This is a genomic window from Desulfofundulus salinus, assembly GCF_003627965.1.
Taxonomy (GTDB): domain Bacteria; phylum Bacillota; class Desulfotomaculia; order Desulfotomaculales; family Desulfovirgulaceae; genus Desulfofundulus; species Desulfofundulus salinus.
Genome location: NZ_RBWE01000001.1, coordinates 2,732,969 through 2,748,076, shown reverse-complemented (window position 1 = coordinate 2,748,076; position 15,108 = coordinate 2,732,969). Strand labels below are relative to the sequence as shown.

Annotated in this window: 14 protein-coding genes; 13 read left to right on the top strand and 1 reads right to left on the bottom strand. The window is 49.2% G+C overall.

The window, feature by feature from the left end; translation table 11 throughout:
• The first annotated feature begins 61 nt into the window (after positions 1–61).
• From spoVG to D7024_RS13815, 3 genes are all read left to right on the top strand, one after another.
• Entirely contained in the window at positions 62–316 is a 255-nt protein-coding gene (gene spoVG, locus D7024_RS13825; RefSeq protein WP_013821316.1) for a septation regulator SpoVG, read from the top strand.
• Between the two features lie 262 nt (positions 317–578).
• A complete protein-coding gene (gene glmU / locus D7024_RS13820; protein ID WP_121452295.1) occupies positions 579–1,964 on the top strand; it encodes a bifunctional UDP-N-acetylglucosamine diphosphorylase/glucosamine-1-phosphate N-acetyltransferase GlmU in 1,386 nt (461 codons plus the stop codon).
• A gap of 98 nt (positions 1,965–2,062) precedes the next feature.
• Positions 2,063–3,007: a ribose-phosphate diphosphokinase gene (locus D7024_RS13815; RefSeq protein ID WP_121452294.1), complete on the top strand. Its 945-nt coding sequence runs from the start codon at positions 2,063–2,065 to the stop codon at positions 3,005–3,007.
• Between the two features lie 88 nt (positions 3,008–3,095).
• Here the strand turns inward: D7024_RS13815 and D7024_RS13810 are convergent, their stop codons facing one another.
• Positions 3,096–3,818, bottom strand: coding sequence for a PRC-barrel domain-containing protein (locus D7024_RS13810; protein WP_121452293.1), 723 nt, complete (start codon positions 3,816–3,818; stop codon positions 3,096–3,098).
• Between the two features lie 129 nt (positions 3,819–3,947).
• On the opposite strand from D7024_RS13810, the gene D7024_RS13805 reads away from it, so the two are divergent.
• From D7024_RS13805 to D7024_RS13760, 10 genes are all read left to right on the top strand, one after another.
• Positions 3,948–4,580 (top strand): 50S ribosomal protein L25/general stress protein Ctc, encoded by a 633-nt coding sequence (locus D7024_RS13805; protein ID WP_121452292.1) that lies wholly within the window; start codon positions 3,948–3,950, stop codon positions 4,578–4,580.
• 180 nt (positions 4,581–4,760) lie between these two features.
• Positions 4,761–6,842 (top strand): sigma-54-dependent Fis family transcriptional regulator, encoded by a 2,082-nt coding sequence (locus D7024_RS13800; RefSeq protein WP_121452291.1) that lies wholly within the window; start codon positions 4,761–4,763, stop codon positions 6,840–6,842.
• A gap of 221 nt (positions 6,843–7,063) precedes the next feature.
• A complete protein-coding gene (locus D7024_RS13795; protein ID WP_121452290.1) occupies positions 7,064–7,294 on the top strand; it encodes a MoaD/ThiS family protein in 231 nt (76 codons plus the stop codon).
• 42 nt (positions 7,295–7,336) lie between these two features.
• Positions 7,337–9,232, top strand: coding sequence for an aldehyde ferredoxin oxidoreductase family protein (locus D7024_RS13790; RefSeq protein ID WP_121452289.1), 1,896 nt, complete (start codon positions 7,337–7,339; stop codon positions 9,230–9,232).
• A gap of 20 nt (positions 9,233–9,252) precedes the next feature.
• A complete protein-coding gene (locus D7024_RS13785; RefSeq protein ID WP_121452288.1) occupies positions 9,253–10,404 on the top strand; it encodes an iron-containing alcohol dehydrogenase in 1,152 nt (383 codons plus the stop codon).
• A gap of 29 nt (positions 10,405–10,433) precedes the next feature.
• Complete coding sequence (locus D7024_RS13780; RefSeq protein WP_121452287.1) at positions 10,434–11,702, top strand: ABC transporter substrate-binding protein; 1,269 nt, start codon at positions 10,434–10,436, stop codon at positions 11,700–11,702.
• Positions 11,703–11,771: 69 nt separating this feature from the next.
• Positions 11,772–12,653 (top strand): branched-chain amino acid ABC transporter permease, encoded by an 882-nt coding sequence (locus D7024_RS13775; protein ID WP_121452286.1) that lies wholly within the window; start codon positions 11,772–11,774, stop codon positions 12,651–12,653.
• Between the two features lie 11 nt (positions 12,654–12,664).
• Positions 12,665–13,708: a branched-chain amino acid ABC transporter permease gene (locus tag D7024_RS13770; RefSeq protein WP_165859375.1), complete on the top strand. Its 1,044-nt coding sequence runs from the start codon at positions 12,665–12,667 to the stop codon at positions 13,706–13,708.
• Positions 13,665–14,399 (top strand): ABC transporter ATP-binding protein, encoded by a 735-nt coding sequence (locus D7024_RS13765; RefSeq protein ID WP_121452284.1) that lies wholly within the window; start codon positions 13,665–13,667, stop codon positions 14,397–14,399. Before D7024_RS13770 ends, D7024_RS13765 begins: the two co-directional genes overlap by 44 nt.
• On the top strand, positions 14,386–15,096 hold the full coding sequence (locus tag D7024_RS13760; protein WP_121452283.1) for an ABC transporter ATP-binding protein: 711 nt from the start codon (positions 14,386–14,388) through the stop codon (positions 15,094–15,096). The genes D7024_RS13765 and D7024_RS13760 overlap by 14 nt, the downstream gene beginning before the upstream one ends.
• Positions 15,097–15,108 lie beyond the last annotated feature (12 nt).

Sequence of the window (15,108 nt, the reverse complement as noted above, 5' to 3'; positions counted from 1 at the left end):
AGGTCCGCGCTGCCCGGTGATCTAAAAAAGGCAGTTGGGGTTTCAGGAAGGTGGTGAGGGAGTGGTTGTTACGGATGTGCGGGTGCGCAAAATTCTCCCCGAGGGAAAAATGAAGGCCATTGTGTCGGTCACCCTGGACAATATGTTTGTTATCCACGACGTAAAGGTAGTGGAGGGGAACAAGGGCTTATTTGTGGCCATGCCCAGCCGCAAAACCCCTGACGGTGAATTCCGGGATATAGCGCACCCCATCAATTCTTCAGCCAGGGCTATTATTGAAACCGCGGTGTTACAGGCCTATGAACAGGCCATTTAGCCCTTTACTCCAGGGCCGACCTATGAGGTGTTGTGTTTTCTGTAAAGCAGAGCATAGTTAAGGACCTGCACTTTTCTTTGGCTCGCTATGCTCTCTTTTTGTGCGAAAAGTATAAAAACTGTCCGGCAAAAAGGAAATTCACGTTTTTTGTTGAATCTTTTTGTTGAATCATGTTGATCAGGATCATGAACTGGTTTTTTAAACGGCGGGGCTGCCGGTGGCAGCCCCTTCACGCGATCCCTTTAAAGAAGGGGGACGCCTGATGTCACTGGCGGCCGTAATTCTGGCGGCAGGTAAGGGTACGCGGATGAAATCCGACCTGCCCAAGGTAATGCATAAGGTTTGTGGCCGGCCCATGATTGAACACGTCCTGGAAGCGGTACAGGGGGCCGGGGCAGAAGAAATCGTAGTGGTAGCCGGCTTTGGCGGCGACCTGGTGGCCCGTACCGTCCAGGACCGGGCAAAGGTGGTCTTCCAGCACCAGCAACTGGGTACGGCCCACGCCCTGCTCCAGGCCGCTCCCCTGCTGGCCGACTTTCCCGGTACCATTCTGGTAGTCTGCGGGGACACTCCGCTGGTAACTGCCGGGACTTTAGCCCGGCTGGTGGCGGCCCATGCCGCCGCGGGAGCCAGAGCCACGGTCCTTACCGCCTGCCTGGAAAATCCCACCGGTTACGGCCGGGTGATCCGGGATGGGGAGGGGCGGGTACAAAAAATTGTGGAACAACGGGATGCCACTCCCGGGGAGCTGGCGGTGAGGGAGATAAATACGGGCATTTATTGTTTTTCCGCGCCCGGGCTCTTTGCCGCCCTGTCCACCCTCAGAAGGGAAAACTCCCAGGGGGAATATTACCTCACTGACATTATTGGCCATTACGTGCAGCAGGGTGAGCCTGTAGCCGCGCTGACGGTGGAGGATGCCCGCGAAGTGGAGGGGATCAACGACCGGCGGCAGCTGGCCCGGGCTGAAAATTACCTGCGCCGGCAGGTAGTGGAAGAGCTGATGCTCTCCGGTGTGACGGTAATGGATCCCGCCTCCACATTTATCGACCGGGATGTAAAGATAGGTCGCGATACGGTGATCTACCCCTTTACGATTATCGAGGGAGATACCATAATCGGTGAGCATTGTATCATCGGCCCGGGAAGCCGGCTGATCAATGTCCAGGCAGGCAACGGCGTGGTTATCGAGCACTCGGTAATCCGGGAAAGTAAAATCGGGGATAATTGTACCATTGGCCCCTTTGCTTATATCCGGCCCGGATGTGTTCTGGCCCCGGATGTTAAGGTGGGGGACTTTGTGGAATTGAAAAAGACGGTGGTGGGGAGGGGAAGTAAGATTCCCCACTTGAGCTACGTGGGCGACGCCACCGTCGGTTCGGGTGTTAATATAGGTGCCGGGACCATTACCTGCAATTATGACGGGGAAAAGAAGTGGCCCACCATTATTGGGGACGGGGCCTTTATCGGGAGCAACACCAATTTGGTGGCACCGGTGGAAGTGGGGGAGAAGGCTTTTATTGGTGCTGGTTCCACCATCACCAAAAATGTGCCCCCGGGGGCTCTGGGTATTGAGCGGGGGTGCCAGCGGAATATAGAAAACTGGCTCCAGAAGAAGTCCAAAAAAGAATCCTGTGAAGAAAAATAATTTTTTTGCGCCGGTGATTAAAGGAGGGGGTAGTCATGCTCCCCGGGCCGCCGGGTTGGGCACCCTGGTTTTCTGAAATCAGTGATGGAGGTAGAAGGATGTCATCGCGTAAAGAATTAAAAATCTTTACCGGCAACGCTAACCCCCAGCTGGCCGAAGAAATTGCCCAGTACCTGGGTGTTAGTGTGGGCGCGGCCAAGGTTTCCCGCTTTTCCGACGGGGAGATCCAGGTCAAGATAAATGAAAGCGTGCGGGGGGCCGACGTTTTTATTATCCAGCCCACCTGTCATCCGGTAAACGAGCACTTGATGGAACTGCTGGTAATGGTGGACGCGGTAAGAAGGGCTTCTGCCCGGCGTATTACGGCAGTTTTGCCCTACTATGGCTATGCCCGGCAGGACCGGAAGACCCGGGCCCGGGACCCCATTACAGCCAAACTCGTGGCCAACCTCCTCACTGCCAGCGGTGCCCGGCGGGTAATTACCATGGATCTGCATGCGGGGCAGATCCAGGGTTTCTTTGATATCCCCGTGGATCATCTCCCCGGGGTACCACTCCTGGCCCAGTATTTCATCCAGCAGAGGTTAAAGGACGTGGTGGTTGTCTCACCCGACCTGGGCGGGGTAACTCGGGCCAGGGATCTGGCCGAGCGCATTGGCGCGCCCATTGCCATCATTGACAAAAGGCGGCCCGAACCCAATGTGGCGGAAATTATGAATATTGTGGGTGACATTGAGGGCAAAAAGGTCATCATGATTGATGACATCATTGATACCGCCGGTACCATTACCCAGGGTGCGGTGGCACTGAAGAAATTTGGCGCCCGGGAAATCTACGTCTGCTGCACCCACCCTGTGTTGAGCGGGCCGGCGGTCCAGCGCCTGCAGGAAGCGCCGATCAAGGAGGTGCTGGTGACCAATACCATACCCATACCCCCGGAAAAGATGATTGATAAAATTAAAATTCTCTCGGTGGCTCCCTTGCTGGGCGAGGCCATCATCCGCATTCATGAAGATCTATCGGTAAGCAAGCTTTTCGATTAAAATATAAGGCCGGCTTAACCGGCCTGTGGCACCGGTGCATTTTTTCGGTGCAAAGTTTCAAGGTTTTACACCGGCATATTGCTTTTGTTTACTTCCCTTGAGGCGGCTGTTCTGTCTGCTCGCGGGCCTCGCCGTTGGGACCGTGGTGCTGGTTGCAGGAACAGGTGGTTTCCTCATCCCGGGGCCCCCTGACCCGCTCCAGGGAGCGGTTTATTGCTTCTCCCAGTTCCCGGGTTTTTTGCCGGGTGGTATCCCAGGCCTGGCTGGTTGATTTCTGTAGCTGGCGCAGAGACTCCGCCAGCCCACCCTCAATTTTGATTACATTGGCCAGGGCTTCGTTGCTGGTGACGATTACTTCTTTGCCGATGGTGCGGACAAAGGCGGTGTCCAAAAAGGCCCGGCCGGAAATAACGCTGTCAAGAAATCCGCCGGAAAACTCCAGGCCCACAATATCCCCGGCTTCCAGGTCCACATAGTATTCGTCCACCTGTCCTAAAAGGGTGCCGTTTTCCGTGACGATGCGGGTGCCGATGATCCCAATGCGATCCTTGACCAGTTTCACAATATCCGGCAGTTTGGCGCCTCTTTCGGCATTGCTGCTCCGGTCCACGGTAATGACATTTTCCCCTACGCTGTGCACCCGGTTGAAGGGGATATACTTTTGTTCCTTGAACCAGCCTTTTTGTTCTATGATCAGGGCGGCCACTGCTTTCTTCTCCGGGTTCACCACCAGCCCCCGGACCACGCCGATTTGCTGTCCCTCTTGCAGGCTGATAACCGGCATGCCAGTAAATTGTTTGCTCTTGCGCATCTGCTGCCCCCCTTTTTGGTAGCTTTCCTGTCCCTAATCCATATGCTTCATTCCGAGTTGATATGACCAAAAAAAGGGAATACTAGAGAAGAATGCGATTTTATGCAGGATTGAGGAGGGATGGTTACCATGGAAGCCAGTCTGTTAGCGCAAGTCAGAACCGGCCGGGGGAAAGGTTACCGGCACCGGTTGGCAGCACAAGGAAAAATTCCCGCTGTTGTTTACGGCAAGGCTATCGGGAACATTCCGGTGGAGGTAGAGTTACGGGCACTGAAGAACATCCTGGCCGGTGAGGGCGGCCGGAACACTCTAATTAACCTGAAGATCACCGGAGAGGGGCAGGAGCGCCAGGACAAGGTTTTGATTAAAGAACTTCAGTACGATTCCCTGCGCGGCGAGTTGATCCACGCCGACTTCCAGCAGGTCTCCCTCACGGAAAAGATTACCACCACCGTGCCGGTGGAGCTTGAAGGCGAGCCGGTTGGGGTGAAGCAGGGAGGCATTCTACAGCAACAGCTGCGGGAGCTGGAAATCTCCTGCCTGCCCGCGGACATCCCCGAGGCCGTGACTATGGACGTTTCAGGGCTGGAAATAGGGGATACTGTTCACGTGGCGGACCTCCCCGTGCCGCCCGGCGTAAAGGTTCTTAACGATTCCGAAGAAGTGGTGGCTACAGTGGTGGCCCCGGCAGTAGAAAGGGTGCCGGGCGAGGAAGAAGCCGGCGAGGAGAAGGAAGCCTCTCCTGGAGCCGGGGAGGAGTAACTTTACTGCATGCTTGCAAAATCAGCGTGATCCGTTGGGGCAGGATAAAATAATTGGAAAATCGTCGGGGCTTTCAGGCATGGTCGCCCCGGCGTTTTGTTATAGCTGTAGATACGAAATACCAGATGGGTGCGAACCCGGGTCTACGAAATTAGTAACTTTAGGAGGGCGCGGCTGAAAATGCATTCTCAAGATAACTTAGCCCTGCACTTGCCAAAAGAATATGAAATTTTAGTCGAACACCAACTTCAGGAATATAAAACTTTCCTAAATTACTTGGCTTGCTTAAAAGAAAACTGGGAAAGATTTATTACCACAGGAAGAATAGATCAGGCCAGGTTTATTAGACCGGAAGTATTAAGCTCCTGGAAACGTTCGAGAGAACGAGGTATCGACCCGTATAAATTGTATCCTATTTCACTTGCGCCAAAAAATTTGAAACAAAAATTAGCAGAAAACCAGGAACTTATTGATATAGCCTCCCCATTTCTAGATGCCTTTGCTTCAAATCTCAAGGACTCCGGCTTTCGTGTGGACCTGCTGGATAAGGATCTGTACATTCTTAAGCAGTTTGGTGAACCTGGAGTGCTGGAAACGGCGAGAAAACAGGGGTCCTATCCGGGAGTAAGCAGGTGTGAGGAGGCTACTGGTACCAATGCCATTAATTTAGCCGCTATTTTAGGGCGTCCCATACAATTGGTGGGGCCCGAACATTACAACGCCCAGCTTCAATACTGGACCTGTTCGGCCACACCTCTTTTTGATGAAAATGGGGATTTGTTGGGTGTTGTTAACGTAGCCGGGCACTATCTCAAGGTGCACCAACATACTCTGGGAATGACTATTGCTCTTGGGAAAGCAATAGAATTTAGCTGGTGTCAGAATCGCTTGCGTAAAGAAAAGGAACTGGCCAGCAAGTACATTGAAAGCATTGTCGATTCCATTTTTGATGGCTTGATTGCCCTGAACGGTGAAGGACGAATCACCGTTTTTAATCGTACCGCCGGACAACTTTTGGATATAACACCGCATGAAGCTCTAAACCAGTTAGCGGATACGGTATTGGGTTATCAACCAATCATTTTTAAAGCTTTAAGGTCCGGGGAAGCTTATATTAACAGGGAGTTAATTTTTAACACCAGGAATAAACGAAAAATAGTTATTGGCAATGTGGTACCCATTACCAATAATAATGGAGTTAACGGTGTCCTGGCAGTATTTAAAGGGTTGAACCATGCCCGGGGCTTTATAAAAAACCTGGCTGGTTTTAAGGCTTATTTTACCTTCGAGGATCTAATAGGCAGTGGACCGCGTTTCACCCAGGCTGTTAACCTGGCCCGGCAGTCGTCTGCCTTACCTTCCAATATTTTAATCCTGGGGGAAAGCGGTACCGGTAAAGAAATGTTTGCCCAGGCCATTCATAACGCCAGCGGTGCGAGCGACGGTCCTTTTGTGGGTATCAATTGTGCTGCCATTCCCGCGGAATTAATTGAAAGTGAGTTATTTGGTTACGAGGGAGGAGCCTTTACCGGTGCCAAGCGTGAAGGGCAACCGGGTAAATTTGAACTGGCGGCGGGCGGAACTCTTTTTTTGGACGAGGTTAACGCCATGTCAATGGCCATGCAGGCCAAATTATTGCGGGTGCTACAAAACCGTAGCTTTACGAGGATCGGTGGAATTAATGAAATTCCCCTTAAAGCGCGGATCATAGCTGCTTCTAATAAGGACTTGTGGGAGGAAGTACGCCAGGGGAATTTTAGAGAAGATCTTTTTTACCGCTTGAACGTCATTACTGTAGAAATCCCACCGTTAAGGGAGCGCAAGGAAGATATTGAAGAGTTAATCCGTCATTTTTGCCAGAAACATTCCAAACGGCTCAATTTTAACTTTACCATTTCTGACAGGGCTCTGGAATTGCTCAAGATTTATCATTGGCCGGGGAATGTCCGGGAATTGGAAAATGTAATCGAACGCTGCGCCGTACTGGCCTATAGTCGCTCCAGCAGCTGTATCGAGGAGCAGGATGTAATGAGTTATCCCGGCATTAAAAAGACATTTGAGATTACTAAAGAGCCACCGGATAGGGTAGAAATTTATGGCAATGTGGGTAATTTGGAAACACTGGAAAAACAGGTGATTGAGGAGGTTTTAAAACAAACGGAAGGCAACATTTCCAGGGCTGCGGAAAAATTAGGCATAACCAGGAAGACCCTGTACAGGAAAATAAAAAAGTTTGGTATATTGTTACCTGCCAGGAGATAAATTGCCCTAACTGTATTTATTGTATAAAAATGACCCACTTGACCGAGGTGGGTCATTTTTATACAGTACTTAATGATTCCTTTATAAACACAAAATCTTGTAAAGCTTTGTCGAATACAGATAATCGGGAATTTTACTAAAAGACATTAAAGCTGGAACAATACTTGCTTGCTATTCTTGTTGAGCGGGTTCACCTGACAGGTTAGGAAGGTGGGTAACCGTTGATAACTGTCAAATTACATACTGCCTTAAAGAGATATTATCCCCATGGTGATGGAAGCCTGCAGATCCAATACAAGGAAGGGCTGACTGTAAAGAAAATATTGGAACAGTTGAACCTGAATAATGGAGCGGTGGGGCTGGTTTTGATAAACGGTAAGATTGCGTCAGGGGAGATCCAACTAATGAGGGGGGATTGTGTCGAATTGTTCCCCATCTTTGGCGGAGGATAAGTTCTTTATTCTAAGTTATTGATGGCAGAGGAGGCAAAATTAGTGGGTTACGGTTTTACAGGTAAGATTCTCCTGGTAGACTTGACAAAGTCGGAAATATTGGTCGAAAAACCGGCAGAGGAATTCTACCGGCAGTACCTTGGAGGACCGGGAATTGGTCTTTATTACCTGTTAAAAAACAACAGGCGTTATATTGACCCCCTGGGATCCGAGAACACCCTGGTATTTGCCCCTGGTCTACTAACCGGAACCAGTGCTCCCTGTGTACCACGTTATACAGTATTGGCCAAGTCGCCACTTACGGGGGCATTGGGTAAGTCGGAAGCAGGCGGCTGGTGGGGACCGGAACTTAAGCGGGCCGGTTTTGATGCCGTAGTGGTAAGGGGTCGTGCCCCGCGGCCGGTTTATTTGTGGATAAAAGACGGCGAGGCGGAAATTAGGGATGCCTCTCACCTTTGGGGCCTGCAAACCGGGGAGGTACAGGAAGGCATCCGCCGGGAATTGGGCGATGAGAAAGTGCAGGTGGCCCAGATCGGACCGGCCGGGGAAAAGCTGGTACGGTTTGCCAATATATGCAACAACCTGGCCCACTTCAATGGGCGCAATGGACTGGGTGCAGTAATGGGCTCGAAAAATCTCAAGGCCATTGCTGTGAGGGGTACTAAGGCGGTAGAGGTTAAAGACCGGTCAGCTGTAGGGGAGGTGTTGCGCTGGGTTACGGAACAGGTTAACATTCATCCTTTAAGTGCGGCTCTACACGAACATGGTACGCCAATTGGTATAACAAGCAATAACGCCGGGGGATGCCTGCCTACCAACAACTGGGATTCCGGATTTTTTGAGCGGGCAGAAGAAATTGGCTCCGAAGAGCTTATCAAAAAATACCTCGTAAAGCGCGGCGGCTGTTTTGCCTGTCCCATCAGGTGTAAGAGAGTAGTGGAAGTTAAAGATGAAAATATCACTGTGGACAAAAGATATGGCGGGCCCGAGTACGAAGCTCTGGCCGCATTGGGTTCTAATTGCGGTATCAGTAATTTGAAACTGATAATCAAGGCAAACGAATTATGTAACCGCTATGGGTTGGACATTATTTCTCTGGGTATGACTATCTCCTTTGCCATGAAATGTTATGAAGAAGGCATCATTGACAAAACCCATACGGACGGCCTGGACCTGCGTTTTGGCAACGAAGAAGTTTTACTCCCTTTAATTGAAAAGATAGCCAATAGAGAAGGATTTGGAAACGTGCTGGCAGACGGCAGCAGGGCCGCTGCGGCCAGGTTCGGTAAAAAAAGTGAGGAGTACCTGATCGAAGTTAAAGGGCAAGAGGTTCCCATGCATGACCCAAGGGTGAAAAGTGGGGTTGGTCTTCAATTTGCGCTGGCAGTTAACGGGGCTGACCACTGGTTTGCCCAGCATGACCCCTTCTTCACCAGTAAGGACGCTTTGGGTGTGCAGGCCGCTGCCGCAATTGGTCTTAGCGAAGCGGTGGAAGCAAATGACCTGAGCTATAGAAAAGTGAGGCATATCCTTTATACGAGTTATCTAAACGGCGTGTATGACATGCTTGGGGTTTGTGTTTTTGGATATATTGCCCGAAGCTTGACGCCATTGGACAAGCTATTAAACCTTGTGGAAGCGGTGACCGGTTGGAAAACCAGCTGGTGGGAGCTCTTAAAGTCTGGTGAGAGATTCCTGGCCATGGCCAAGGAGTACAACGCGCGACAGGGGTTGACTTTCGACGACGATAGATTGCCGGAGAAATTTTTTACCTCCATGAACGGTGGTCCGCGGGACGGGGAACCAGGCCTGGACCGTGACAAGTTTTACAAAGCCGTCAGGTTGTTTTATGAAATGGCTGGCTGGGAGGTTAATACCGGCAGGCCAGCTAAGGCTAAACTGTATGAACTGGGGCTTGACTGGTTGGTAGAGAAATAAGTTAAGAGGGGGAGCTGATAATGGTATTTCCGTTCAGGCTGCCCGAGGTTGTGTACCTCGGTAAAGGTGCGGTAGAAAACCTGAGCCAGGAAGTCAAAAAATGTAATGCTACACGAGTTCTTTTAATAACTGATCCAGGGGTGCAAAAAGCCGGCCTGGATAAGCAGGTTATTGAAGCCATCGAGAAGGGGGGTGCGCAAGTAGAGGTTTTTGCAGAAGTTGAGGCAGAGCCCAGTACAGATACAGTTGATAGGGTAGGCCAGCTGGTTCGGGAAAATGGATATCAATTACTGGTGGGGCTGGGCGGGGGTAGCCCCATGGATGTGACCAAAGGAGCTTCGGTACTGGCCACAAATGGTGGCAGTATAAAGGATTACGTGGGCATTGAGTTGATCCCGCAAAGGGGTATACCTGCAATATTAATTCCCACCACGTCCGGTACGGGCTCGGAGGTTACCCAGAACGCCATCTTCGCATTTAAGGAGGAGCAGGTAAAGAAAGGTATAGTCAGCCGGTACTTGCTGCCCAAGGTAGCCATAGTGGACCCGGTGCTGACTCTTTCCTGTCCGCCTCATATTACCGCTGCCACCGGGGTGGATGCACTGGTTCATGCTGTGGAATCATTCACCGCTCTTAAGGCTACACCCCATACCGACATCTATGCTTTGGAAGCCATCCGGTTGATCTCTGCCAACCTGAGGACGGCGGTTTCAAATGGCTCCGACCTGGAGGCCAGGGAAAAAATGGCTATGGGCTCCTTCTTTGCGGGAGTTTCCCTGGCCAACGCAGGAGTGGGAGCGGTGCACGCCCTGGCCTACCCTCTGGGAGGAAAATTCCACGTCAGCCACGGAGTATCCAATGCGCTTCTTTTTGCCCCGGTGATAGAGTTTAACTGCATTAGCAACCTTGCTAAGTTTGCCCGGGTGGCCGAGGCCATGGGTGAACCCGTAGCCGGAAAGTCCCTTCGGGAAGCTGCCATGCTGGCGGCTAAGGCGGTTAGAGAACTGGTTGCAGACGTAGGTATTCCAAAATCTTTGCGGGATGTTGGCGTATCTGAATCTGATATAGAGTTTTTAACGTTAAGTGCCGAAAAACAGACTCGCCTTTTAACTAATAACCCGCGGCTTATGACCAGACAAGACATAAGAAACATCTACCGTAAGGCCCTTTAAAAAACTGTAAAATCGAAGGAGGTTTCTTAATGTTCGCAAAACATAAGTCCAAGCTTTACCTGCTGTTTGCCACCCTGCTGGTAGTGATGCTGGTGGCCGGCTGCGTCGGAAGAGATACATCTACGGGTCAGGTGAAAGAAGTCAAGATTGGCAACATTCTACCCCTCTCAGGAGCAGCGGCACCGCTTGGCAAAATTGGTAAAGAGGCCAGAGAAATGGCTGTGGAGGAAATCAATGCTGCCGGTGGCATTAAGTCCCTTGGCGGAGCAAAGATCAAAATGATATTTGCGGACAGTAAAGGTGACCCGGCCACCGGTGTGGCAGAAGCGGAGCGCCTGATTACCCAGGAAAAAGTTGCTCTTATTACTGGAACCTATCAGAGTGGCGTGGCACTGCCGGCTACCGAAGTGGCAGAGCGTTATAAGGTGCCATTCTTCTGTCCTGTTCCTTCCGAGGATGTTATTACCGAACGCGGTTTTAAATATGTTTTCCGGCTGGCTGAGAAAACGAGCTGGCGTAACAGGGATCAAGTCAAGTTTATTCAAGATATGGCTAATAAATACGGTACGCCCGTGAAAACCGTAGCCCTGATTTATGAAGATACCGCTTGGGGTCAGGGTGCTGCAAGAGGTTGGGAAAAGTATCTGGGTGAGGCGGGTCTGCAGATAGTCCTGAAAGAACCTTACCCGCGAAATTCATCTGACTTAACTCCAGTAGTACTTAAAGTTAAGCAAAAAAAGCCTGATATCATCCTGCTATGTTCGTATGTATCTGACGCAGCCCTGCTAACTAATACCTTTGCCGAGCATAAAGTAAAGCCAGTCGCCTTTATTGGCACCAGCGGTGGATTTGCTGACCCGGTTTATTTTGATACGGCGGGAGATAATTGTGAGTATTTCTTTGACATTTCCACCTGGGAACCTGACGTAAACCGTCCATTTTCTAAAGAAGTAAACGAAAAATTCAAGCAAAAATACGGTTATGGCATGAATGCTGAAGCGGTAAAGGCTTATGTTTCGATGTACGTAATTAAAGACGCCTTAGAAAGGGCCGGATCCCTTGATCCAGAAGCTATACGGAAGGCGTTAGCTGAAACTCACTTAACCAGCGGTGTAACCCAGATGTATGCTTCTGAAATCGCGTTTGATGAAACCGGCCAGATGGTCAACGCTCCGCTTGTCATTTCCCAGTTCCGCAAGGTTAACGGCAAGATGGAGCGGGTAACAGTATGGCCAGAAAAAGACGCTCGTCCCGGGTGGAAGCCTGAATGGCCATTCCCAGGTTGGGAAGGAAGGTGAAGTGAAAAATTTTAGGGGATAGTCTTTGACTATCCCCTAAATAAAAATAACTTGGAGGTTGAGTATCAGATGGGTTTACTTTCCGCAATCATTAACGGCATCTTGATGGGAGGGATATATGGTTTACTTGCCCTTGGATTGACCTTAATTTTTGGAATCATGAAAATTATTAACTTTGCTCATGGGGCTTTTTTAATGGTAGCCATGATATTTTCATACTGGCTATGGAAGATCATGGGAATTGACCCCTACTTAAGCGTGGTTATAATCATTCCTGTGTTATTTGTATTAGGTTACTTAACCCAGCGCTATTTAATTAAGCCTGTCCTTGATGCTGAGAAGGACGTCAGGGAACCCATAGGTGCTTTATTACTCACTGCGGGGCTTTCAGTAGCCATTGAAAATTTTATGTTAATGGTTTTTGGTGCAGATTATTTAATGGCCAAAACCACGTACTCAGGAGCAAGCATTTATGTCTCCGGTCTTTCAATTAGTGTACCCAGGCTTTATGCCTTTGTGGCAACTTTGATAGCTACCTTTTTGTTTTATCAATTTTTAAATAAAACAGAACTGGGTAGGGCTATGCGGGCTACCGGGCAAGACCGTGGGGTAGCATTATTAATGGGGATTGATGTGCCAAAAGTTTATAGTATTGCTTTTGGCATTGGTACCGCCCTTGCAGGCCTGACGGGTATCTTTTTGATTCCCTTTTACTACGCCCACCCATCCGTTGGCGAGGTCTTTATTACCAAAGCCTTTATTATTGTGGTTCTGGGAGGCTTGGGCAGCGTTCCCGGTGCCCTGGCAGGAGGGCTTCTAATTGGATTGGTAGAATCGGTAGCAGCCCAATACATGACAGCTACCTGGACGGCAATTTTAGTTTACTTTGCTTTTCTGGCATTTCTCTTATTTAGACCTTCCGGACTTTTTGGTTCCAGATATGAATGGTAGGTGATTGTAGATTGAAGTATTTAAGTTCGCCACGATATTACTTGCCATGTATTTTAATTTTGCTGCTAACAGCGTTGCCGCTTTTTGTTACCAGTCCCTATTACCTTCACATTATAACCATGGTTTTCTTCTGGGCCTACTTAGCAACTGCCTGGAATATTGTAGGTGGATTTGCTGGCCAGCTATCTTTAGGTCACGGGGTTTATGTAGCTGCCGGTGCATACACATCTTCTCTGATTTTTGTAAATTTAGGTATCTCACCGTGGCTTGGTATGATTATTGGTGGATTGGTTGCGGCTGTACTGGGTATAATCGTGGGCTATCCCACTCTGCGCTTAAAGGGTGCTTATTACGCTCTGGCTACGGTAGGTTTTGCAGAAGGTTTCCGCGTTATTTTGGTTAACACTGAACAAATTGGTTCCTGGAAGACTGGTGGCGCGGAAGGTTTCATGATCCCATTGTTGGGCAATGCTCCACAGCATATGCAATTTATGTCAAAAGTTCCCTACTATTATCTTATCTTAGTTTTGTTTATAATTATAATATTTGTTAGTAGTTGGATTAACAGATCAAAAATGGGATACTACTTAACTGCATTGCGGGAAGATGAGGACGCGGCTCTTGCGCTGGGCATTAATACTACCCGGATTAAGTTGGTTGCAGCAGCTCTAAGTGCCTTCTTTTCTGGGATTGGTGGCGTTTATTATGCTCAATTGATTCGTTATCTCGAACCCAATGCTATCGCAGGAGCCATGATGTCTAACCAGATTGTCTTCTTAGCAATAATAGGTGGTAGAGGTACTGTGTTGGGCCCCGCTCTTGGTGGCGTCTTGTTAACAATTCTCGGTGAAATCACTCGCGTGCTATTTGGCCAGATAATGGGCTTGCATCTATTTCTTTACGGGATTTTAGTAGTGTTATTTGTCATTTTTAAGCCCAAAGGATTGATTGAATTTATGAAAAACCTGTATGAGACATTGATCCAGGTGTTAGAGGGAAGGAGGGCAGAAGGTGCCCGCAAAGGTTTTATTGGAGTTGAAGAACGTAACAATTAGGTTTGGCGGATTAACGGCAGTAAACGAATTAAGCTTCACGCTTTACGAAGGAGAAATTGTTGGTATTATCGGACCAAACGGGGCCGGTAAAACAACCGTTTTCAATCTGATTAGCGGTGTCTACAGGCCAACTGAAGGGGAAATTTACCTGTATAGTGAAAATATTACCGGACTTAAGCCTTTCCAGGTTTGTCAAAAGGGTGTTGGCAGGACATTCCAGGTAGTGAAGCCATTTGGTAGCAAAAGTGTTCTGTATAACGTTATGGTGGGCGCTTTCCTGAGGACCAGCGATACTCGTAAGAGTAGGGAAAAGGCCTTAGAAGTGCTGCAATTAGTGGGATTGTACGATAAGAAAGATGTCCTGGCTAAAAACTTAACTATAGTTGACCGCAAGAGGTTAGAAGTGGCCAAGGCTCTTGCCACAGAACCGAAGCTGCTTCTACTGGACGAAGTGCTGGCTGGCCTTAATCCTACTGAGGTAGAGGAAGCGGTCGAGATGGTCAAACAGATTCACAAATCGGGAATCACCATATTACTAATTGAACACGTACTTAAAGCGGCAATGGCACTGTCACAGCGTATCATAGTTTTAGACTATGGTAAAAAGATTGCCGAGGGAAGCCCGGAGGAGGTTACCAGTAATCCGGAAGTAATTAAAGCATACCTGGGTGATAAATATGGCATTGCTTGAAATTGATAATATTAACGTATATTATGGCGAGATGTGTGTTTTAAGGAATGTCTCTGTTCAGGTGGAGGCGGGGGAGATCATATGCGTTGTAGGTGCTAACGGGGCAGGAAAAAGCACGTTGATCAATACGATTTCAGGTCTGTTAAAGCCCAAAACCGGGAGAATTTTGTTTAACGGTGAAGAAATCAGTAGGTTAGAAGCTCACCAAGTGGTAGAAAAGGGCGTGGTTCAGGTCCCGGAAGGTCGCAGGTTGTTTCCCAATATGTCCGTAGAGGAAAACCTGCTCATTGGTTCGTACACTCCAATCAGTCGTAAGAAACGCAAGGAAAACATGGAAAAAGTGTTTACATTACTGCCGCGCCTCGCCGAACGAAGGAAACAGATCGCCAGAACCATGAGCGGTGGTGAGCAGCAGATGCTCGCCATTGGTAGGGCTTTAATGGCGGACCCCAAGTTGCTTATGCTTGATGAGCCCTCTTTAGGCCTGGCACCGAAGTTGGTAAGCCACGTGCTGGACCTGATCCAAAACATAGCTGCTCAGGGGGTTACCGTGCTTCTAGTGGAACAAAACGTTTACCATGCTCTCAAGCTATGCAATAGAGGTTATGTACTTGAAAATGGCACTATTGCTTTAATGGGTACCGCTGAAGAGTTATTAAACAATCCATATGTCAAGAAGGCCTACCTGGGTCTTTAGAGAAGCCAGGAC

What these genes read in the sequence shown, in the direction of transcription:
- glmU (WP_121452295.1), top strand. Translation starts at nt 579, where the DNA reads ATGTCACTGGCGGCCGTAATTCTGGCGGCAGGTAAGGGTACGCGGATG.
- D7024_RS13815 (WP_121452294.1), top strand. Translation starts at nt 2,063, where the DNA reads ATGTCATCGCGTAAAGAATTAAAAATCTTTACCGGCAACGCTAACCCC.
- D7024_RS13810 (WP_121452293.1), bottom strand. Translation starts at nt 3,818, where the DNA reads ATGCGCAAGAGCAAACAATTTACTGGCATGCCGGTTATCAGCCTGCAA.
- D7024_RS13805 (WP_121452292.1), top strand. Translation starts at nt 3,948, where the DNA reads ATGGAAGCCAGTCTGTTAGCGCAAGTCAGAACCGGCCGGGGGAAAGGT.
- D7024_RS13800 (WP_121452291.1), top strand. Translation starts at nt 4,761, where the DNA reads ATGCATTCTCAAGATAACTTAGCCCTGCACTTGCCAAAAGAATATGAA.
- D7024_RS13785 (WP_121452288.1), top strand. Translation starts at nt 9,253, where the DNA reads ATGGTATTTCCGTTCAGGCTGCCCGAGGTTGTGTACCTCGGTAAAGGT.
- D7024_RS13780 (WP_121452287.1), top strand. Translation starts at nt 10,434, where the DNA reads ATGTTCGCAAAACATAAGTCCAAGCTTTACCTGCTGTTTGCCACCCTG.
- D7024_RS13775 (WP_121452286.1), top strand. Translation starts at nt 11,772, where the DNA reads ATGGGTTTACTTTCCGCAATCATTAACGGCATCTTGATGGGAGGGATA.
- D7024_RS13760 (WP_121452283.1), top strand. Translation starts at nt 14,386, where the DNA reads ATGGCATTGCTTGAAATTGATAATATTAACGTATATTATGGCGAGATG.